Below are 19,859 nucleotides of genomic sequence, written 5' to 3'. Positions count from 1 at the left end.
GGCTCCCTTCTACTGTCAGAATCGTTTGATGACTTTAGTCTAGCCCAATTTCAGCTCGTTGAGAAGTCGTCTTCAACAGTTGATCGACATGCTGCATAGCTCCTTGCAGTCTCTCTGCATAATTTCCTCGCAATGTCACGTACGTAATTCCCCGCTCATCCAGCATCTGACGCAGCTTTTCGTGATTGTGCAGGCGCACTTGCTCTTCTCCGTGCACACGCAGTCCATCATCTACCCATGCGACATCTGGCTCCATCAATAGCCACAAATCATACGCTTGCTCTTTGGCAATCTGGTCAAGAACAGGGAAGGTTTGCCCGGTGTACAGTTCAGAGTAAAACTGGGTGACAATCGCTTCGGTATCGATAAACAAGAGCTTGTTGGCTTTCTGGAGCGCTTTGTATTCTTCCATTTTGTGACCATACGCGATGTGCGGGAAATACTCCGGTGTCAAAATCGTATCGCAGCCCCCGACTTCTTCGCAGATTGTGCGCCCATACTCCTCGACAAACACGGTGTTGTAGATTTTCGCAAGATATCGGGTCAGGGTCGATTTCCCGCAGCTCTCTGTTCCTACCACGACTACCTTTTTGACGAAATAGGGCTGAACAATAGCCGGGATGTGCTGCCAATGAGCGAAGACCCCTTCGTTGCGAATCTGGGTAGCAGAGATCGGTACTTGGCTGCGCGATTCATCGAGAATGATGTGTGCTGCCTCCGGGTATAAACGGCGAAAAATCGGATCATAGGCGGACTCTGAGCTAAAAACCAGATCAATTTTTTTCCCGATCTTGCGCATAATGTCCGCTGCTCCCGCCTCCCAATCGTAGCTATCGTCGCTATCCGCAAGATCCTCAACTGCAAGCACACGGACATTTTCCATGTCCTTAACCAGCGTGGACAGCCATCTCAACCGTACTTCATAGGGAATGGGCTTGATTCCTGCCTCCTCACACAGCTTTCGGTCGCGAGTCGGGCTGTGCGAGAGAACGACGTACAGCTCGTCGCAGCGGCAGGCTGCCTGTGTAATCGCGTATACATGTCCTTGATGAAGTGGCAAAAATTTGCCGCCAATGAAGCCTACGCTCCCCATGTTTGCTCCTCCCTTTGCTTGCGATACTGTTTTACCCAGTTCATCAAGCCGTAGACAGCATTCACCAAATAAGCGGACCACATGACCAGCATCGAGATATCGCTTCCGTCCTTCAAAAACGCTGCCAGCCACATGTAGATCGTGAACAAATCAATAATGATCCAGACCACCCATTGCTCGACCAAGCGCTTCACCATGAAAAGCATCGCGATGACGGAGAGAACAGCCGTCAAGGAATCAACAAAAGGCAAAGCCCCGCCCATTTGCTTCAATACAAACCCGTAGGCAATGGTTGCGATGATGCTCAAGATCGTCCACCAGATGCGTGCTCGGTTGGACAAAATCGCAATTTTGACGTCATTTTGTTTGACTTCGGACACGCGGTTTTTGCGCCACAGGTAGAGTCCTATGAATTGCATCGGCAAAAAATAGAGAAGATTCAGCATGACTTCGCCATAGTACTTTTGCCCATAGGCGACGAACGCGTACAAAACCACATTGATGATGCCCGGGTAGTAACTCCACGTCTTTCCTTTGGCGACGAGCACGACACTCAGCATCCCTGTCAAGGAGGCGATCAAGCCGATGAATGTATCATCTAGCGCGAAATACAAGTAGAGGGTAACGAGTGTAAACGAGATGAGCCAAATTTTTTCAAACCAATTCCAGTCTGCTAAAAAGCCGGTGCTTTTCGCATTCATGCGAATCTCTCCTTGAACGCTCGCAGGTTGTCCTGGCGCGCAGAATTGTCGTAGACGGCAAAAACGATGTGATCAAAAAGCTGTGCATACTGTTCCTCGATCAAAACAGTCGCAAAGTAATCTGCTACGTCCTCCGCTTTGTTGCGGAATACTCCGCAGCCGTACGCCCCCAAAATGATCGTCCGATGGTTGTGAATGGCTGCTGCCCGCAAAATTTTCCGGATGCGCTCCATCATGACAGGACCAATCTTTGCGATATTTTCAGGCTCTCGCTCACGAACAACCCCCGCATTCACAGCAGGCGCCGTAACGAAAGACAAGAGGTATGGATCAGGCAAAAGCTGATCGCTTTGATCGCGGAGCACGGGGACCCGCGGTGAATAAATCATGTAGTCGGAATAAAAGCAGGTTTTCAACTGGCGATGGTAGGTGTACATTTCCTGCATTTGCACGATGCAAGGATACAGACCAGAGGAACGCGCCAAGCTCTCTTCCTGCGCCTGACTTCCCCCTAGGAATCCTCCGCCCGGATTTTTGGCGGAAGCAAAATTCAAGCATACGGCATCTGCTCGTTTTTCAGAAACGATAAGGCGCTTGGCTGCATCCAGGCTGGATTCCGAGGTGACCTCGATCTTGGCACGCAGTTGTGCAGCTGTTGTTTGATGTGATGGCAGTTGTACTGTATCTGTAGCCAAATCATTTGGACGATACAAGACCGACTGGCTGATGGCAGCAACGAGATCCTCCGTTATGCTCTTCTTTTCTCCCGCTTTGTTTACGTAGTAGCCCTGCTCTATGATTTGCAGCGTCTCTTGCGCGATTCGTACGCGTACGCTTCGATTGTGTCCCTGATTCATTGTGATTTCCTCCCTGGTACGGGGCTACGTCTGATCCATCCATTCCGGGTTAAAGCGGAAAAACTTGGATGGGCGGTGCCCGGCATGTTTTCGATATTGATTCGTTTCCACCACTTTGTCGGCTACCTTCCTGCGAAACGCCGCTGCCAACAGCTCACGTCCCAAAATCACTTCGTACACCTGTTGTAGATCGCTTAGGGTAAACAGCTCCGGCATTAAGGCAAAGGCGATATCTGTGTATTCAATCTTGTTACGCAATCGCTCCAGTGCGTATTGAATGATTTTGGCGTGATCAAATGCAAGGTTTTTCGTCTCTACAATTTCGCGGGTCTCACGTACAGTGCGGCCCATTACTGTTTTGGTAATTTTAATCGTGGCAGACAGTTCCTCTCTCTCATGTACAAGTCGCAGCTCCAGCCATTTTTCAGTAATGGAGCCGTCAATCGTCGCCGTCTTCGTTTCTTTTAGCCACCTGTCCTCGATGCGGTACCACTCCGCTTCCTCTGCATCATCCCCTGCCTGCAGCTGTAAAGACGAGCTGTCTACCAAGGCCATGTACGACGTGCTAATAACCCATGTCCGTGGATCTCTGCCCGCATCGCCCCAGGTGTAGAGCTGCTCCAAGTAAATGTCGTCTACGTTTGTTTCCGTACGCAGCTCGCGTCTGGCCGCCTCCTCCAGACTCTCCCCAGGTGTAACAAACCCACCTGGCAACGCCCATTGGCCGATATACGGATGCTCACCACGCTTCACCAGCAATATTTTCAACGACTTGGGCGAGAGCTTACGGTAATTCTCCTCTAGCTCATCCATCACGGTGAATACCAGCATATCGACTGTCACAGACGGTCGCTCGAATTGGCTGACATCATAAGCTTCCAAGTACTCCTGTTCGGTTTGACCTTGTTTATTGACAGAAGGTTTATCTTTCATCCAATCGCCTCTTTTTGCTGCTGATTTGTTGTTGTCTTTTTGTTATTAACAAAATGTTATTATCAAGTTGTTGGTATCATATTACTCTTTCCTGTTTTTGGTGTCAACAAAAAATCGCCACTTTCAAGTAAGGGGTTTATTTGTTGAAAACAGCCGCGTAGAAGAAGCGCATTTCCAGTCCAAGCGCCTCTGGAGCCCGCCCTAGCGTAGTAATAAATGGCGGGGGTTTTCAGCTTCACTTATGGAATACCTCATTGAAACTTCTACGTTTGAAGCGCTCCTGCCATTTATTACGAAGCGGACAGTCTTCACCCCTTGCGGGCGGAGGCCGAAGCGTAGACTGGAAATGCGCTTCTTCCCACCACTCTAGCCACTTTTTAAAACAAAACAAAAAGCCCCCTGCCAGCTCATTCACTGACAGGAGGCTTCTTACACACTATTTATTGGTTATCTTAAGCAGCACTTGGATCGGCTTTTACTGCCTGAACATAATCGTCTGCTTTCTTTTTGTCGAACTGACCTTCCCAACGAGAGATCACGATTGCTGCCAACGCATTACCTACTACGTTAACAACTGTACGAGCCATATCCATCAAACGGTCTACACCGGCGATGAAAGCAAGACCTTCTACTGGGAGACCTACAGAGCCGAGGGTAGCCAACAGTACTACGAACGATACTCCCGGTACACCAGCGATCCCTTTGGACGTAACCATCAGTACGAGCATCAGCGTGATCTGTGTGCTAATTGGCATGTGAATACCATACATTTGCGCAATGAACAGAGCAGCCAGTGCCTGGTACAGTGTGGAACCATCCAAGTTGAAGGAGTAGCCTGTCGGAATAACAAAGGACGCGATCGCCTTCGGACAGCCCATCTTCTCCATTTTTTCCATAATTTTAGGCAGTACAGTCTCGGAGCTGGAAGTGGAGTAAGCCAACAACAGCTCGTCCTTCAGTACACGCAGAAGGGAAGTGATTTTGATTCCGCTAATACGTGCGATGATGCCCAATACCACCAAGATGAAGAACAACATGGCAACGTGAACCAAAATAACCAGTTTCCCCAATGGAATCAAGGAAGACAAACCGAATTTGGAAACGGTAACACCAATCAGTGCAAAAACACCAAACGGAGCGAAACGCATGATGGTGTTCACAACCCAGAACATGGCGTCCGCGACTCCATTGAAAAAGTTGAGAACCGGCCTTCCCTTCTCCCCTGCTGCTGCGACACCAAGTCCAAACAGAACGGAGAAGAAAATAATCGCTAACATATCACCACGAGCAAGCGAATCAAAGATATTCGTTGGTACAATCTTAACAAATGTTTCCACCATACCGTGGCTCTGTGTTGATTCTGCCGTGTCTACATACTTGTGGATATCAGTCTTGGTAAGGACTGTTCGATCCACGCCGACACCCGGTTGAAAGATATTGGCTGCCAAAAGACCAATGATAATGGCAATCGTGGTAACGATTTCAAAATACAGAATTGTCTTACCACCAATTTTGCCGAGCTTTTTCATGTCACCTACGCCTGCTACGCCCACAATAAGCGTGGCAACAACGATCGGAACGACAATCATTTTAATCAACCGGAGAAAAATATCACCGATAGGCTGTAAATAGGTCGCCACTGCCGGGTTGCCGTAAAAAATGGCACCCACCAGGATACCCAGAATGAGACCGACGACAATCTGCATCGCTAATCCAAACCGCTTCATTCCGACACCTCGCTATGAAAGAATTAAGATGTGACTCTCAAGACGATATGCTTACACGCATCAAACTTGAGTGGTATATAGGTGAGCATCATATCATGACTTTTTGTGTTTTCCCCTTTTTTGTATTCTTTTCATTTCTTTGTTTTTTCTGATATTATCTATCAATTTCGCGATATGATTGGGCTCATTGTATTCATTTCTGGAAAAATGATAAAATAAGGGAATCTATTTTCAGCGACTTTTCACTCAGAATGGAGCGCAGTCATGACGATTCGGAAAATGATCATCCTGCTACTAGTTCTAGCAGTCGGGTTGTTTCTTTTGCCTTACTCCGTCCCCTTTTTGCTAGCACTGTTAACTGCAATTCTGGTTGAGCCGCTCGTCTTGTTTCTTATCAAAAGACTGCGAATGAATCGGATGAGTGCGGTAATCACAGCCTTTTTCCTGTTTCTCATTTCTTTTGGGATTGTACTGTACTGGATCGGTACGCAGATTGTGATTCAGGGAATGGATTTGGCTCAGCGATTACCGGCTTATTCACAGCATATTTTTGAGTTGGTCGAGTCCTATTTGATGAGCTGGGAAACTTACTATGCGTCGTTACCTGCTGAAACCGTATCGGAAATCCAGAGTGTCTTCGCTGGGCTGAAAAGCTGGGCCCTTACTTCAGCCTCTATGGTTGCCAAAGGGATTCTCGGTGTGGCAGCCATCATTCCGGGCTTTTTGATCTCCACGATTATTTACTTGGTTGCCTTGTTTTTGATCAGTCTCGATTTGCCGAAGTTGCGTGCTGGGTTCATGAGAATGTTTACCGTATCTGCTCGTGAAAAGGTCGAGGTGGTTATCTCTCAATTGAACCGTGCCACCCTTGGTTTTTTACGTGCCCAAATCATCTTGAGTCTGATGACGTTCGCGCTGTCCTTATTGGGATTGCTCATTTTGCAGGTCAAGTATGCAGCCGTCATTTCGCTCATGATCGTTTTCGTCGATATTCTCCCCATCTTAGGCACAGGCTCGTTCCTCGTCCCATGGGCTATTTACACCTTCTTGATGGGTAACTCTTCTTTGGCAATCGGCCTGATCGTCATCTTCCTCGTGATTACGGTCGTCCGCCGCATTATTGAACCAAAGATACTCGCATCTAATCTGGGAATAAGCGCCCTGGCCGCTCTTGTCAGCATGTTCCTCGGATTTCAGGTGCTGGGATTTTTCGGGCTGATACTTGGTCCAGCGCTCGTCATTATCTACGAGGCGCTGAGAAAAGCTGGATTCTTGAATTTCAAAATCGATTTTTGATGGGCACAAAAGAATTTGGTAGTGCTACCGCCGTTTTTCGGTAATGGAATCGGAAAAGCGGCCGTTGATATAGAAAGATCTGGGGGAGAGCTTATGTGTGCATACAAAGAACTGACCACCTCACAACGGACAATCATGACGCCAGGGCCAGTCGAGGCCGAGCCTAGTGTTCTCCGCGTGATGGGGTCACCCATTTTGGGACAATTCGATCCAGAATTCACAGACATCATGAACGAAACAATGGAAATGCTTCGGAAATTGTTTCAGACAGCCAATCATTGGGCATTCCCTATAGATGGAACTTCACGTGCGGGCATCGAGGCCGTTTTGTGTAGCATAATTGAACCAAGAGATCGGGTGCTTGTACCCATTTATGGACGATTCGGGCACTTGCTCACGGAGATTGCGGAAAGGTACGGCGCAGATGTGATAACGATGGAAACGCGCTGGGGAAGTGTCTTTGAACCGCAGGACGTCATTGCCGAAATCGAGAGAGTTCAGCCCAAAATCGTAGCAATGGTTCACGGCGAAACATCCACTGGCTGTGTTCAGCCCTTGAAAGAAATCGGAGAAGCTTGCCGCCGGATGGATGTGCTGTTTGTCGTTGATGCTGTCGCTTCGATCGGCGGGACAGAAGTGAAGGTAGACGATTGGTATATCGACGCCTGTATTGGCGGCACGCAAAAATGCTTGTCGGTCCCCTCTGGAATGGCTCCGATCACGTTTAATTCTCGTATAGAAGCACTCTTGCTCCAACGGAAAAAGATTGAGCGTGGACTCGCTGATCCATCTGCCCCGAAATCTGCTCAAACCCGAACGATCCGCAGCAACTATTTTGACTTGAGCCAGCTCATGGATTACTGGGGACCCGCACGGCTGAACCACCATACGGAGGCGACAACGATGCTGTACGCCTTGCGCGAAGGAGTGCGCATCGTCCTCACGGAAGGTCTGGAGGCGAGATTTGCCAGACATCGCTTGCATGAACAAGCCTTGGTCGCTGGTGTGTTGGCAATGGGATTGCAACTCTATGGCGATCCGGCTTGCAAGCTTCCCGTCGTGACCTGTATCAAAATTCCGGACGGGCTCGACGGAGAGTCAGTCCGTGCTATGCTGCTCGAAGATTTTCATATTGAGATTGCCAGTTCCTTTGGGCCGCTAAAAGGAACAATCTGGCGAATTGGCACAATGGGCTACAGCTGCCGGAAGAAAAACATTTTGCATGTGCTAGGGGCGTTGGAAGCCGTTCTCATTCGGCATGGAGCCCGTGTACACGCTGGGCGCGCCGTTCAAGCTGCATTGGATATCTACGATCAGGAAAAAGGACAAAACAGCTAGCCCCTCTTAAGCAGAAAAAGCCTTTGTCATCCCCACTTACTCAGGGGGCGACAAGGGCTTTTCTTCCTGCTGCACACGTGCCAATAAATCGACGATGTGCACGGCTTCCATCTTTCCTTCTAGTCCTGCTCGATGAATGCCTGCTTTCATTTGCAACAGACAGCCCGGATTCGAGGTCACAAGAACGTCTGCTTGGGTAGCCGCTACATGACCCATTTTTTCGTCTAAAAGACTCCCGGCCATCTCAGGCTGCACCAGATTGTAAATACCCGCAGAGCCGCAGCAGCGATCTCCTTCGCGAAGCTGTACGTATGTAGCTCCCGGAATGGCTTGCAAGAGGCTCACTGGCTCTTTGGTCACCTTCATCCCGTTGCGCAGGTGACAGGAGGATTGATAGGTGATTCGTTGCGGCAATGACTGCCATTCTTTTGGCTCAACGAGGCGTGTAAGCACCTCGCTAATATCCTTTACTCGTGAAGCGAACCATTGTGCTTTCTCCTGCCACTCGGCATCTCTTGCCAGCAAGTGGTCGTATTCTAGAAGCATCGCCCCGCAACCACCTGCATTGGATACAATGAAATCCACGTCAGCCTTGTGAAAAGCAGCCACATTTTTTCGCGCCAGATGGCGAGCCTGTTCACGTTCACCGCTATGTGCATGGAGAGCGCCGCAGCAAACCTGGTCTGGAGCGATAATGACCTCACAGCCTGCCTCACTCAAAAGCCGAACGGTGTTGCGATTCGTCTCATTAAACAGGACATCCATGATGCAGCCGTGAAACATCCCGACACGGTACTTGAGCTCTCCAACGGCCGGAATGACAGTGCCGCCAAAGTAGTCCACAATGCCTTTATTGCTTGGTTCTGGCATGATCGCTTCCATTTCCCGCATTTGCTTTGGCAGGATGGACAGCACCCCCAGCTTGCGAACGGCTTTTTGCACACCTGAGCGCTGATAGAAGCGCAGGAGTCCGCCGAGCTGGTACATGCGCTTCTGATGAGGAAACAGGTGGAAAAACGCGAGCTTGCGGACGGCTTTGACCCACCATGGATGCTCCTGCGCCTCTTCGATCGCTTCTCGCGTCTGCTCGATCAGCTGACCGTACGGCACACCTGCTGGACATACCGGCTCACATGCCCGGCAGCCTAGACACAGATTCATTTGATCGACGAAATCCTTGTCTGGCTCCATGACACCGTCCGCTACGGCTTTCATCAAGGCGATGCGACCTCGTGGAGAAGCCGCCTCATAGCCAGTTTCCCGAAAGGTCGGACAGGCTGGCTGACAGAAGCCACAGCGCATACAGTTGGACAGTTCATCGTAATCGAGTTTCTTTACCAAGGCTTCTTTAAGCACGCTGGACCACCACTCTGTTCCGGGACTGTTTCGCAAACATTTTGTCAGGGTTCAGGAGATTGTGAGGATCGAAAGCGTGCTTGATGCCTTTCATGATCTCCATACCTGCGGCCCCTACTTTCCACTCCAAATACGGTGCCTTGACGATCCCTACGCCATGCTCTCCCGTAATCGTACCCCCCAAATCGATTGCCGCCGCGAAAATTTCCTCGAAGGCATGCTCGACACGCCCGATCTCTTCCGTGTTGCGAGCGTCTGTCATGCAGGTCGGATGCAAATTGCCGTCTCCTGCATGGCCAAAGGTGCAAATTTGCAGCCCGTAACGCTCTGTAATCTCTTGGATCGCGGCAACCATGGGCGCAATCGCGGCACGAGGAACGGTTGCGTCCTCCAATATGGTCGTTGGACGCATCCGGGACAATGCGGCGAGCGCACTGCGTCTGGCAGTCATCACCTCATCAGCTTCCTCCGCTGTCGTCGCTATTTTGATTTGGACGGCTGCATTCTTCTTGCAAATAGCAGCGATCTGCTCCATATCCCGATCAACCGTCTGTGGCTCGCCGTCCTGACCGATCAGGAGGATCGCCGCCACATCTGTTGGAAGCCCGATCTGTTTGAAATCCTCGACAACACGGATCGTGCCCTGGTCGAGAAATTCCAGCGTTCCAGGAATAATCCGGTTGGCAATGATATCAGAAACAGACCTCGCCGCCTGTGCCATATCTGCGAACATCGCGAGCATAACACGTTGTGTCTGCGGCTTTGGAATCAGCTTGAGAATCGCCTCGGTAATGATCGCCAATGTGCCTTCGCTACCAACCAAAAGCTTGGTCAGATCATAGCCCGCTACATCCTTCATCAGCTTGCCCCCAGTACGGATGACCTCTCCGTTCGACAACACAGCTTCGAGACCCAGCACGTAATCCTTGGTGGTTCCGTACTTCAACCCGCGCAGTCCACCCGAATTGAGCGCAATATTCCCACCAATCGTGGAGATGACCATGCTGCCTGGATCTGGTGGATAAAACAAACCGAGTGCCTCTACCGCCTGATGGATGTCGACTGTTCGAACCCCCGGCTGCACCGTAATCGTCAAATTTTGCTCGTCAATCTCTACGATCTGATTCATCCGGCTCAACACCAAAACAATTCCGCCACCGACTGGTATCGTGCCTCCGCATAGATTGGAGCCTGCGCCACGCGTCACAATCGGGATGTGATGTCGTGCGGCGACTTGCATGACCTGTTGGATTTCGGCTGTGCTCTTCGGCATGACGACCACATCCGGTAATGCTTGCTGCATCGGCGTCGCGTCATACGAATAGGCGACTAATGCTTCCTGTTTGTCGAGACAGTTTTTCGCTCCGACGATGGCACGCAGCTCTTCGCGAATGGATGCTGGCAACATGGAATCTCTCCACCCTTTCCCAAAGTCTTAGTCCAACAGCTGAATGGCTTCCCTGATTCTTCCATTGGTAACATTCAACAGACGTGTGGCCTCTTCCCTGCTTGATCCGGTCAGCTTCATGATAATGGCTGTCTTCGCATCTCCGTCTGCCTGATCAGCCAGCCTCTCCGCCTCCTCGTAACTCGCTCCGGTCACTTCCATGATGATCCGCTTTACGCGTTCCTTTAGTTTGAGATTTGTCGCCTGCACGCTGACCATCAGATTTCCGTACACTTTGCCCAAACGAATCATCGTCGCTGTCGTCAGCATGTTCAGCACCAGCTTTTGGGCCGTTCCTGCCTTGAGCCTCGTCGATCCGGTCAATACTTCCGGTCCTACGACGACATTAATTGCTACATCTACGCCTTCATTCATGGGCGAAGGCTTGTTGCAAGAGACAGCAATCGTCTTGGCCTTGATCTTCTGTGCCTCCGCCAAAACACCGCGTACATACGGAGTCCGTCCACTGGCTGCGATCCCTACGACCACATCATTTTGGGTCACGCCGTATTTATGTACATCTTCTTGACCTAATTCAAAAGAATCCTCTGCGCCTTCTACCGCGCGTACCATTGCGGGTGGTCCGCCTGCAATCACCCCCTGAACGAGCTCAGGCCTGGTACCAAAGGTCGGCGGGCACTCGGACGCATCCAAGATCCCTAAACGTCCACTCGTTCCAGCACCAAAGTAAAACAGTCTTCCGCCCTGTTCCAATGCGTATGTGATGACCTCTACCGCGTCAGATACTTGATCGAGGGCGCGCTCTACCGCATAAGGAACCTTCTTGTCCTCATCGTTCATCATTTGTACGATGCCTCGGACGCTCAATTGATCCAAATCACTGCTGCTCTCGTTTTTTCCTTCGGTCGTCAATGCTTGCAAGTTCTCCAGCTTCATGCTCTTTCGAGGTTGATGCATAGTCAAAAACCCCCATTTGTTCATTGACCGAAAATTCAATCCCTTTATCACCCTTATTATATGCAGTAAAATTACGCAAATCAATTAATTATAAGTAAATTTTATTTCATAATTAAGAAGCCAATGAATCTGTCTACAAACGCAAACAAGCCGAACCTCTTTCAGAAAGGCTCGGCTTGTCTTCTTATGTAAGAATCGTATTACGCAAACAAACTGATCAAGTTCCCATCCGGGTCTTTCACAATGGCATATCGCTGGCCCCAGAACGCATCCCACGGCTCACGGTGACTCTCGTAGCCATGGGAAATGATTTTGGTATACAACGCATCAAGCGCCTCCGCATTCTCACACAAAAATGCCAGCTCAATCCGATGCCCGACAGGTGCTTCCCATCCTCCATACACACCCTTGGCAACTTCTATTGTATCAAAGGCCAGACGAACACCGTCCTGCGCTACCTCCACATGCGGCTCTTCGTTTGCTCCCTCGGGAATATCGAAACCGAGTACTCGATAGAAATCCAATGCTTTTTTCATGTCCTGTACAACAATCCCTACCATATCAAGCTTGATTCCCACATCACTCACTCCTTTTTATTCATGATTTCTTGCTGGACGCGCTTTGGCAGTTTTTGGAGCACTGTTTCGTACGCATGCTCGATCATCCTTTCCCATAAGCCTTCGGGAATATCAGCGTCCAGGTAGACAGAATTCCAATGGGACTTGTTCATGTGATAGCCGGGTACGATCCCTTCGTAGGTCACGCGCAATTCCTCTGCACGCATCGGATCGCATTTCAAGGTGAGGATGCGAACACCTTTGGAATCGCCTCCGATCATGGCAAAAATTTTGCCACCGACATGGTAGCGATCGCATTCCCAATCCATCTGATAGTCATGGGTGACACTGGGCTGCTTCCGACAGTATGTATCTAATGTTTGTTCATTCACATGAATTCACCATCCTTTCTTTAGGGTAACGGGACTCACCAAAAGAAGATTGTAAAAAACGGACAACTTTTAAAGACTATCGATTCGCACGATCTGGCGAGATCATTTTGCTTGGAGCAACACCGTAAAAAGTATGAAAGCTCTTGATCAAGTGCGACTGATCATAATAGCCACTCTGGAGGGCGGCATCCGTAAAAGAAGTGCGTATTCCTTTCGCCAGCATTTGCAGCAGCCCTTGAAACTGAATGATTCGGCCAAGTTCCTTCGGGCTCATACCCAATTGTTGTTGAAACGTCCTGCGCAAGGTTCTCTCGCTGTAATTCACTTTCTCGGCGAGTGCTGCCATGGAAAGATTTCCTCTGTATTCATATAAATAGTTCATGCTGGTCAATAGCAACGGATCTGCTGGATCATCCATCCACAATCGTTTGATAAGCTCCCGCTCCAACAAAGCGATCCGCTCCGCCGTGTTGGAAGCTTCGAGCAAGGCTTCTATCACCTCATCTGCCTCTTTACCCCAGATGTCTTCCAGATTCGGATGATGACCATTGATCATGGCGACAGGGTAGCGCAAAAAGCGAGCCGCTCCCTCCGCGTAAAAACGAATACCGATCATGGATTGTGGTTCAGTCAATGGGATTACCTCATACGTCCTCATCAATCCCGTTAGAAATGCCGCCTTCTGATAGGAAGTGGCACCGAGATTGAAAATGATATCGACGCATCCATCGGGTATGACTCGGCTTGCAGGTGCTATCCCTTTACCGTCGTACTCTGAGGTCCAGTAGCAGGCGATCTCGTTCACCAGACATTTGCTGGGCATGTACTCCTGATAATGATAGGCATTTTGGGCGCTCGCTCGTTGAAGAGTCGGAGGTTGCACCGGACGGAATTGCCGCATGATTTTCGCCATCCTTCTCCTATGATTAGAACGTATATTCCCCCACAATCCTTTAACTCCTTCTTACGTCCTTGGCATTTTTTGAAAAACGTCCCCTGTCAAAATAAAAACGGTCGCGAACACTTCTGCATATGCTGGGACGAATGGATTTTTCGTAAAGTGAGGTGCATGATGTGATCTCCTCCTCCAAGTGGAGCCTTCACCAGTTCTTTTCAAAAAGCCCTTACATTCGTCCTTACCTACCGCCTACTGCTTTATATCAACCCGCAAGCTTGGACTTGTATTTAGCGAAGTATTCTACCGTCTATATCAAACCGACGAGAACCCATATGGGGAAAGGCATTATTCGTGTCTGGAAAACAGATCGTGGGGACTATCAATTTGTAAAGGAGCGCGGAGAGCCTGTGCAAGCAAATTCTTTAGCTGACTTGAAGCAGCGGCTTGCCGCGCAGTGCACAGAAAAAAATTACGTCATACAAAAAGGGCTGGATTTAGCTGAAATCGACGCTCGTCCCTTTGATATTCGCGTCATGATGATGCGCAATGGCTTGGGCAAATGGCAATATGCTGGCATGCTAGCCAAGGTAGCTGGTGCCGACAGTATTATTACCAATGTCGCTCGCGGCGGCGGATATGCCGTCACAGTCCCGCATGCCTTGAAAAAGTCTGGAGCTGTCACACCCGACAAGATAAAAGGGATCGTCTCTCAGTTGATCCAAGTCAGTCACCGTGTATGTGCCCACTTTAATAAATATCGGCACAGTGCGCAAATCGGCGTCGATTTTGCCATTGATAAAGCTGGAAACCTCTCCATTATTGAGGTCAATTACGACTTTCCATCCCATGGACTGTTTGCCAAGCTCAAAGACAAGACCTATTATCATACGATTAAAAGACTTCACTATCAGTATAAAAACCGCTTGAAACGAAAACAGAGGAAGGCATAATTGCCCTCCTCTGTTTGTCTGATTCCTGAATATGTCTTATTCGTGTGCCAATGTCGTTCCTTTTGTCTCCAGCATAGAGGTGCAGTTCGGGCAGCGCGTAGCCTTGATCGGAATCGCGGAGATGCAATGCGGGCACTCTTTGGTCGTTACAGGCGCTTGCTCCACTTCTTGCTTGCGTTTGAAACGGTTGAGCTGCTTGATGACGATAAAAATAGAAAAGGCAATAATGACAAAATCAATCACAGAGTTGAGGAACAACCCGTAGTTCAGCGTCGCAGCATGTGCTTCTTTTGCTTCGGCCATCGTCTTATAAGGAACCCCGCTCAAATTTATAAACAAGCCGGAGAAATCCACCTTGCCCAGAAGCAATCCGATCAATGGGGTAATAATGTCATTAACGAGTGAGGTAACAATTTTCCCAAAAGCCCCACCGATCACGACACCGACAGCGAGATCCATTACATTTCCTTTTAAAGCAAACTCTTTAAACTCTTTTAACATAATGACTTCCTCCTTACTCACCTAAAACATATTGTAAAAAATGGCTGACAAAGCGTTCATGATCAACCTCCAGGCATACGTCCACATTCGGCTGCTGCGCTGGATGTTCCCGTCTGTCTCCAATCGTACGGGCATCACTGGCTCCCCCGGATGTATCTACCGCAACATGCATCGGGACTGACTTCACAAACGTTGGATCAATGACGACACCGACAGCCAACGGATCATGCAGACCGCAGCCGCGCAAATTGCCCACTGTTGCGTAGGCATTCATGTACACCTCACACATATCCGCGAAAAAATGACTTAAGCGGGTATCCTTCGCTCTCCATTCCTGCAAGTGTTCGCGGGTAAGCAGCGTTTGCATCGTCACATCCAGGCCTACGAGCGTCACGGGAATACCAGACTGGAAGATGTACGCTGCGGCTTCCGGATCAGCGCAAATATTCGCCTCCGCTACTGGCGTGCGATTCCCCGGCACCGTTACAGCTCCTCCCATCACAACCACTCGTTTGACAAGGGATACGATTTCTGGAGCAGCCATAATCGCCCGCGCCAAATTGGCCATGCTCCCGACGGTCACGAGTGTCACTTCGTGAGGATTTTCCTTTATCGTAGAGATGAGAAATTGTGTGGCACTCTGTGGCTGAGCCTTTGTCGATGGATCTGGAAGGACGACATTGCCTAACCCGTTTTCACCGTGGAACAACCTTGCTTTTCCAGTAAGCTCGCGAACAATCGGCTTCGATGCCCCCTGATAGACAGGAATCTCAGACGCACCCAGCAGCTCGAGCACCTGTAAGGTATTGCGTGTTGCTTCCTCCACCGTGATATTGCCAAAAGTCGTGGTAATTCCACACACTTCAAGCGCAGGCGAGTGAACGGCATAAGCAATCGCCATCGCATCATCAATCCCGGTATCTACATCCAAAATGATTTTTTCCATGCGCTTATACCCCTCCCTGATCCAAAACAGTTTGCAAAAAGCGCTCTGCCTCTGCCATCTCAACCTCAACACATACGACCGTATCGGTTCCTACACTCGGTTTTGCCCGTAAATCGGCTAAAATGGCACCGCGTGATAATTCGCTTTTGCACTCGACTGAGAGCTTCATCTGCTCCGTCCGTATCTTATCAGGCGAGAGAGCCGCGAACATCGCTACCCATGCATGGAGCGCACCACCAGAAACGGCGAATGGCACGTCAGACATCGTCGTTCTATCGATCAGGCCAACTGCTTGTGCGAGACTCCCCAGCGTATGTACTTGCTCTTCCTTTAAACGAAACGAGCTGGTTGTATCTAATGGAACAAGCACAAGTGGCAAGCGGGCCGACAAAACGAGTGCAGCTGCTTCTGGATCACGATACATGTTTGTTTCGGCAATAGCCGTTACGTCTCCTGGTACGCTTATCGCTCCACCCTGCACAACGATTCTCGTAAATTTACGCGCTAACAGTGGATCACGCGTGACAGCCAAAGCTAACGTCGTCAAACGATCAAACGTCACGAGCGTCAAGTCACTTTCCTCATCCTGCTTCGTTTCTGCAAGGAGCCGTACACCTTCCGAGGTGCTCGTCTCTATCGTTCCTGAGAAAAGGGGCTGCTTGGCACCTGTAACAATTGGAATTTCATAGCCTGGCTGTGCAAAATCAATCAGCTTGTTAGCCAAACTTGACTGCGTGTCACTGCAAATGATTCCTGCCACTTGAACATCAGGCGACCGCAAAGCATACAGCAAGGCCAACCCTTGACCAAATCCACCGCAAAACTCGATAATCAACCGGTGTTTTTTTGCCACAATCTCATCTCCCGCTTCTCGCTATTTCCATTTGTCAAAACCGCTTTTCCTATGCTATCCAAATCAAGAGCAACCGTCAAATATCCAAATGCTCATCTCTACCTTCTCTTCTCTTGCATCGAGCCGTTAACTATTTTACACTTATTCATAACTTCGACAGAAATCGCCATCACGAAAGACTAATGCCCCATGCCATGCAAAAGGAGTATAACGGTCATGCTTTCGTTGAACCACCCAACCATGGATGCTATTTCTCTCACGAAAAACCAACTGATCCAAGCGATTGTGCAGCACCGAACGAAGCCTTATCTGCCTATTTGGGGAGAACTGTTTACAGCTTTGCGGGAAATCCAAAAGGCTGGCCAGCATTCCCAGAAAAATATACACGTCTATTCCATCGAGCCGACAGGCAACCTCTGGTATTTGTACCTGGAGAATGTTTTTTCTGTCGATCTGCCTGGGATGGGCATCACGATTTCTCTCACACAGGAGCAATTGATTGATGCCTTGCTAAAAGGAAGCTTTCAACCTACCCTATCGATAACAGAGCCGTCATGAGAAACGGCTTTTTTTGATGCATTTTGAACAAAAAAAAGCCCCAAGATCAAATCCTGGGAGAGAGTAGTACGTTATATTCACGTGAATAAGCTTATTTTATATCCCACTACTCACTCATTCCAGCTGTACATTCAGGTAATTGTACCTATTATATCCTATGAGTAAAAAAAAGAGGCGGCCCTTCTGCACAGATTGGGTGCCGCCATCCCGAACTTCCCCAAGTTCGTTCATATTCGAATTGTACTATGAAACAGTCCTATCGAAAAGTGTCAGGTTTTGTTTTCCTGTGAATTATTACAAACCCCTGACGCCTGCTTAAGGCCATCAGGGATCATTCTATTTGCTATCGTTGTTGAGCACATCAGCAGCTCTTGGTCCAAAAATGATATACAAATAGACATATTGGCTGACGCTAACACGAGGAAAGACGAACGCAACACTGGTCTTGCCCTCTTGTTGTCTGACAAAATAACGCAATTTGCTTGTTTTGATCCTTTGCACAATGCGTGTCGCTTCTCGCCATGGTACGGAAAATTGAACGCTTTTTTCCATCAGCACCAACACCTCTCACGGCTAGTATGCCCCGGATTGGTAAAATTACACACTCACTCATACCGTAGTGCGTCAATGGGTTTGAGCTGTGCTGCTTTTCGCGCCGGATACACACCGAAAATGACACCAACCAATGTAGAGGTCAAAAACGCATACATGATCGGCGACAGACTAATCGAAGTTGCCATCTGACTGAGCTTGCTAACCAAAAACGCAGCCCCAACCCCTAAGGCAATGCCAATCACCCCGCCAATCAGACTAAGCGTAACCGCTTCGATCAAAAACTGGCGGAGAATATCTCCCCGCTTGGCTCCAATCGCCTTGCGAATTCCGATCTCCCTCGTCCGTTCCGTGACAGATACAAGCATGATGTTCATCACGCCGATCCCGCCAACAATCAGCGAGATCGCGGCAATACCAGATAAAAGCGCGGTCATCGAGCTGGATACGGACTGTGCTGTACTTAAAATGTCTGACTGGGACGTGATGCGGAAATCATCGGCAGCTTGTGGCCGTAGTTTGTGATTGGCACGAAGGGCTTGCTGAATATCTTGTTGCGCCTTCTCCATCAAGTCCGACGACGCTGCCGAGACGTAGATCGAGCCCACGTTTTTGCCTCCGGTCAACCTGTTCATCGCAGTGGTAATCGGAATGATGATCCGATCGTCGTTGTTTGTCATGCCTGAGCTCCCCTGGCTCTGCAATACGCCGATGATCGTAAACGGAATCCGGTTGATCTGAACGGTTTGCCCTACTGGATTTGCTCCTTTAAACAGGTTGCTAACCACCTCTGTCCCCACGACAGCCACGTTGTATTGCATCTTCACTTCAAAGTTGCTAAAGAAGCGCCCTTGTCCCACCTCTACATTCCTCACCTGGGGGAAATCGGCTGACGTCCCCTCGAGCATACTGGAATAGTTATTGCTTCCCCAGACAATCTGCCCCCGCGCATTGACGCTGGGAGCCACACCCGAAATGGACTCTTTTTGCGTCAGGGTTTCTGCATCTGCCATCGTCAACGTATTCAGAGAGCCAGCCCCAAGGCTTACCCTGCCTTGTGTCGCCTGACCAGGTGTGACAATCAACAGGTTGCTCCCTAAACCATTGATCTGCGACGCAACAGACGTGGAAGTTCCTTCGCCGATCGCCACCATCGCAATAACAGCAGCCACACCGATGATAATTCCCAGCATCGTGAGAACAGAGCGCAAGCCATTTGCCCTGATGCTGCGAAAGGAAATGCGTACACACTCAAGAAAGCTCATCTGCTCTACCCTCCATCGACGCCCTCCTGCGATCCTCCACCACTTCATCCGCGATGATTTGCCCATCACGGAACCGGACGATCCTCTTGGCATACTCCGCAATATCAGGCTCATGTGTCACCAAAATAACCGTTTTGCCTGCATCGTTCAGCTTTTGAAAAATACCCATGATCTCTTCACTCGTCCTTGTGTCCAGCGCTCCTGTCGGCTCATCTGCCAGCAGAATGACAGGATCATTGACGAGAGCTCGCGCGATCGACACCCGTTGCTGTTGTCCACCTGACAGCTCATTGGGCTTGTTGTTCAATCGCTCCGCCAGTCCGACACTCGTTAATGCCCGGATGGCTTTTTCTCTTCGTTCCCGTGCAGGCGCGCCTCCATATAAAAGGGGCAGCTCTACATTTTCAACTGCGGTCGTACGTGGCAACAGATTGAAATTTTGAAAAACAAATCCGATTTTCTGATTGCGGATGACTGCTAACTCATCATCATGTGCTAGTGATACAGGATAGCCGTCTAAAAAAAATTCTCCCGAGGTAGGCTTATCCAGGCAGCCAATCACATTCATCATCGAAGACTTGCCTGAACCAGACGGCCCCATAATTGCCACGAAATCCCCTTCCTCAATCGACAAGCTGACACCCCTGAGCGCATAAATCTCCTGATCTCCGATGACGTACTGTTTTCTCAGCTCTTCTATTTGAATGACCGGTTTCATCTG

General features: G+C 49.4%; 21 protein-coding genes. 4 read left to right on the top strand and 17 right to left on the bottom strand.

All coding sequences use genetic code 11. The features are described 5' to 3' along the window. Window positions 1–34: 34 nt before the first annotated feature. From nadR to ODZ53_RS12055, 5 genes are all read right to left on the bottom strand, one after another. A complete protein-coding gene (nadR, locus tag ODZ53_RS12075; RefSeq protein ID WP_372677266.1) occupies window positions 35–1,093 on the bottom strand; it encodes a multifunctional transcriptional regulator/nicotinamide-nucleotide adenylyltransferase/ribosylnicotinamide kinase NadR in 1,059 nt (352 codons plus the stop codon). Then, on the bottom strand, window positions 1,081–1,794 hold the full coding sequence (pnuC, locus tag ODZ53_RS12070; RefSeq protein ID WP_012685253.1) for a nicotinamide riboside transporter PnuC: 714 nt from the start codon (window positions 1,792–1,794) through the stop codon (window positions 1,081–1,083). The genes nadR and pnuC overlap by 13 nt, the downstream gene beginning before the upstream one ends. Continuing rightward, entirely contained in the window at window positions 1,791–2,651 is an 861-nt protein-coding gene (locus ODZ53_RS12065; protein WP_372677264.1) for a TIGR02452 family protein, read from the bottom strand. Before ODZ53_RS12065 ends, pnuC begins: the two co-directional genes overlap by 4 nt. A gap of 24 nt (window positions 2,652–2,675) precedes the next feature. Next, complete coding sequence (locus ODZ53_RS12060) at window positions 2,676–3,584, bottom strand: NUDIX hydrolase (RefSeq protein WP_372677262.1); 909 nt, start codon at window positions 3,582–3,584, stop codon at window positions 2,676–2,678. A 452-nt stretch (window positions 3,585–4,036) separates the two neighbouring features. Continuing rightward, on the bottom strand, window positions 4,037–5,311 hold the full coding sequence (locus ODZ53_RS12055; RefSeq protein WP_372677260.1) for a cation:dicarboxylate symporter family transporter: 1,275 nt from the start codon (window positions 5,309–5,311) through the stop codon (window positions 4,037–4,039). 264 nt (window positions 5,312–5,575) lie between these two features. Between ODZ53_RS12055 and ytvI the strand changes: the two genes are divergently transcribed. Both ytvI and ODZ53_RS12045 read left to right on the top strand, forming a co-directional pair. Further along, window positions 5,576–6,607, top strand: coding sequence for a sporulation integral membrane protein YtvI (gene ytvI / locus ODZ53_RS12050; protein WP_372677258.1), 1,032 nt, complete (start codon window positions 5,576–5,578; stop codon window positions 6,605–6,607). A gap of 93 nt (window positions 6,608–6,700) precedes the next feature. Next, window positions 6,701–7,945, top strand: a complete 1,245-nt coding sequence (locus tag ODZ53_RS12045) for a pyridoxal-phosphate-dependent aminotransferase family protein (protein ID WP_372677256.1) — start codon at window positions 6,701–6,703, stop codon at window positions 7,943–7,945. A 36-nt stretch (window positions 7,946–7,981) separates the two neighbouring features. Here the strand turns inward: ODZ53_RS12045 and ODZ53_RS12040 are convergent, their stop codons facing one another. The 6 genes from ODZ53_RS12040 to ODZ53_RS12015 all read right to left on the bottom strand — a co-directional run bounded on the left by ODZ53_RS12040 (window position 7,982) and on the right by ODZ53_RS12015 (window position 13,528). Then, window positions 7,982–9,301, bottom strand: coding sequence for a (Fe-S)-binding protein (locus tag ODZ53_RS12040; protein ID WP_372677254.1), 1,320 nt, complete (start codon window positions 9,299–9,301; stop codon window positions 7,982–7,984). Then, entirely contained in the window at window positions 9,294–10,709 is a 1,416-nt protein-coding gene (locus tag ODZ53_RS12035; protein ID WP_372677252.1) for an FAD-binding oxidoreductase, read from the bottom strand. Before ODZ53_RS12035 ends, ODZ53_RS12040 begins: the two co-directional genes overlap by 8 nt. Before the next feature lie 27 nt (window positions 10,710–10,736). Further along, a complete protein-coding gene (gene murQ, locus ODZ53_RS12030) occupies window positions 10,737–11,645 on the bottom strand; it encodes an N-acetylmuramic acid 6-phosphate etherase (RefSeq protein WP_372677418.1) in 909 nt (302 codons plus the stop codon). A 221-nt stretch (window positions 11,646–11,866) separates the two neighbouring features. Next, entirely contained in the window at window positions 11,867–12,244 is a 378-nt protein-coding gene (locus ODZ53_RS12025; RefSeq protein WP_012685244.1) for a VOC family protein, read from the bottom strand. Between the two features lie 5 nt (window positions 12,245–12,249). Beyond that, window positions 12,250–12,615, bottom strand: coding sequence for an MmcQ/YjbR family DNA-binding protein (locus ODZ53_RS12020; protein ID WP_199929242.1), 366 nt, complete (start codon window positions 12,613–12,615; stop codon window positions 12,250–12,252). Between the two features lie 76 nt (window positions 12,616–12,691). Beyond that, window positions 12,692–13,528, bottom strand: a complete 837-nt coding sequence (locus tag ODZ53_RS12015) for an AraC family transcriptional regulator (RefSeq protein WP_372677250.1) — start codon at window positions 13,526–13,528, stop codon at window positions 12,692–12,694. A gap of 152 nt (window positions 13,529–13,680) precedes the next feature. On the opposite strand from ODZ53_RS12015, the gene ODZ53_RS12010 reads away from it, so the two are divergent. Continuing rightward, window positions 13,681–14,463 (top strand): YheC/YheD family protein, encoded by a 783-nt coding sequence (locus ODZ53_RS12010; RefSeq protein ID WP_372677248.1) that lies wholly within the window; start codon window positions 13,681–13,683, stop codon window positions 14,461–14,463. 36 nt (window positions 14,464–14,499) lie between these two features. Here ODZ53_RS12010 and mscL read toward each other — a convergent pair whose 3' ends face one another. From mscL to ODZ53_RS11995, 3 genes are read right to left on the bottom strand one after another with little or no spacing between them, the layout of a single operon-like run. Next, on the bottom strand, window positions 14,500–14,964 hold the full coding sequence (mscL, locus tag ODZ53_RS12005) for a large conductance mechanosensitive channel protein MscL (protein ID WP_372677246.1): 465 nt from the start codon (window positions 14,962–14,964) through the stop codon (window positions 14,500–14,502). 13 nt (window positions 14,965–14,977) lie between these two features. Further along, on the bottom strand, window positions 14,978–15,910 hold the full coding sequence (locus ODZ53_RS12000) for a nucleoside hydrolase (protein ID WP_372677244.1): 933 nt from the start codon (window positions 15,908–15,910) through the stop codon (window positions 14,978–14,980). Between the two features lie 4 nt (window positions 15,911–15,914). Beyond that, window positions 15,915–16,763 (bottom strand): nucleoside hydrolase, encoded by an 849-nt coding sequence (locus tag ODZ53_RS11995; protein ID WP_372677242.1) that lies wholly within the window; start codon window positions 16,761–16,763, stop codon window positions 15,915–15,917. Window positions 16,764–16,979: 216 nt separating this feature from the next. Between ODZ53_RS11995 and ODZ53_RS11990 the strand changes: the two genes are divergently transcribed. Next, window positions 16,980–17,321 (top strand): hypothetical protein, encoded by a 342-nt coding sequence (locus tag ODZ53_RS11990; RefSeq protein ID WP_372677240.1) that lies wholly within the window; start codon window positions 16,980–16,982, stop codon window positions 17,319–17,321. A gap of 336 nt (window positions 17,322–17,657) precedes the next feature. Here the strand turns inward: ODZ53_RS11990 and ODZ53_RS11985 are convergent, their stop codons facing one another. The 3 genes from ODZ53_RS11985 to ODZ53_RS11975 are packed head-to-tail and all read right to left on the bottom strand — an operon-like array spanning window position 17,658 to window position 19,856. Continuing rightward, window positions 17,658–17,873 carry a hypothetical protein gene (locus ODZ53_RS11985; RefSeq protein WP_012685235.1) on the bottom strand — a complete coding sequence of 72 codons (216 nt, stop codon included), beginning with the start codon at window positions 17,871–17,873 and terminating at the stop codon, window positions 17,658–17,660. Between the two features lie 53 nt (window positions 17,874–17,926). After that, complete coding sequence (locus ODZ53_RS11980) at window positions 17,927–19,138, bottom strand: ABC transporter permease (protein WP_142495442.1); 1,212 nt, start codon at window positions 19,136–19,138, stop codon at window positions 17,927–17,929. After that, window positions 19,125–19,856: an ABC transporter ATP-binding protein gene (locus ODZ53_RS11975; RefSeq protein WP_372677238.1), complete on the bottom strand. Its 732-nt coding sequence runs from the start codon at window positions 19,854–19,856 to the stop codon at window positions 19,125–19,127. The genes ODZ53_RS11980 and ODZ53_RS11975 overlap by 14 nt, the downstream gene beginning before the upstream one ends. Between the last annotated feature and the right edge of the window lie 3 nt (window positions 19,857–19,859).

It is taken from the genome of Brevibacillus sp. BD137, assembly GCF_041644655.1.
Classification (GTDB): domain Bacteria; phylum Bacillota; class Bacilli; order Brevibacillales; family Brevibacillaceae; genus Brevibacillus; species Brevibacillus brevis_D.
This window is presented reverse-complemented; position numbering and strand designations above follow the sequence as displayed.

What these genes read in the sequence shown, in the direction of transcription:
- nadR (WP_372677266.1), bottom strand. Translation starts at nt 1,093, where the DNA reads ATGGGGAGCGTAGGCTTCATTGGCGGCAAATTTTTGCCACTTCATCAA.
- pnuC (WP_012685253.1), bottom strand. Translation starts at nt 1,794, where the DNA reads ATGAATGCGAAAAGCACCGGCTTTTTAGCAGACTGGAATTGGTTTGAA.
- ODZ53_RS12065 (WP_372677264.1), bottom strand. Translation starts at nt 2,651, where the DNA reads ATGAATCAGGGACACAATCGAAGCGTACGCGTACGAATCGCGCAAGAG.
- ODZ53_RS12060 (WP_372677262.1), bottom strand. Translation starts at nt 3,584, where the DNA reads ATGAAAGATAAACCTTCTGTCAATAAACAAGGTCAAACCGAACAGGAG.
- ODZ53_RS12055 (WP_372677260.1), bottom strand. Translation starts at nt 5,311, where the DNA reads ATGAAGCGGTTTGGATTAGCGATGCAGATTGTCGTCGGTCTCATTCTG.
- ytvI (WP_372677258.1), top strand. Translation starts at nt 5,576, where the DNA reads ATGACGATTCGGAAAATGATCATCCTGCTACTAGTTCTAGCAGTCGGG.
- ODZ53_RS12045 (WP_372677256.1), top strand. Translation starts at nt 6,701, where the DNA reads ATGTGTGCATACAAAGAACTGACCACCTCACAACGGACAATCATGACG.
- ODZ53_RS12035 (WP_372677252.1), bottom strand. Translation starts at nt 10,709, where the DNA reads ATGTTGCCAGCATCCATTCGCGAAGAGCTGCGTGCCATCGTCGGAGCG.
- murQ (WP_372677418.1), bottom strand. Translation starts at nt 11,645, where the DNA reads ATGAAGCTGGAGAACTTGCAAGCATTGACGACCGAAGGAAAAAACGAG.
- ODZ53_RS12015 (WP_372677250.1), bottom strand. Translation starts at nt 13,528, where the DNA reads ATGGCGAAAATCATGCGGCAATTCCGTCCGGTGCAACCTCCGACTCTT.
- mscL (WP_372677246.1), bottom strand. Translation starts at nt 14,964, where the DNA reads ATGTTAAAAGAGTTTAAAGAGTTTGCTTTAAAAGGAAATGTAATGGAT.
- ODZ53_RS12000 (WP_372677244.1), bottom strand. Translation starts at nt 15,910, where the DNA reads ATGGAAAAAATCATTTTGGATGTAGATACCGGGATTGATGATGCGATG.
- ODZ53_RS11990 (WP_372677240.1), top strand. Translation starts at nt 16,980, where the DNA reads ATGCTTTCGTTGAACCACCCAACCATGGATGCTATTTCTCTCACGAAA.
- ODZ53_RS11985 (WP_012685235.1), bottom strand. Translation starts at nt 17,873, where the DNA reads ATGGAAAAAAGCGTTCAATTTTCCGTACCATGGCGAGAAGCGACACGC.
- ODZ53_RS11980 (WP_142495442.1), bottom strand. Translation starts at nt 19,138, where the DNA reads ATGAGCTTTCTTGAGTGTGTACGCATTTCCTTTCGCAGCATCAGGGCA.
- ODZ53_RS11975 (WP_372677238.1), bottom strand. Translation starts at nt 19,856, where the DNA reads ATGAAACCGGTCATTCAAATAGAAGAGCTGAGAAAACAGTACGTCATC.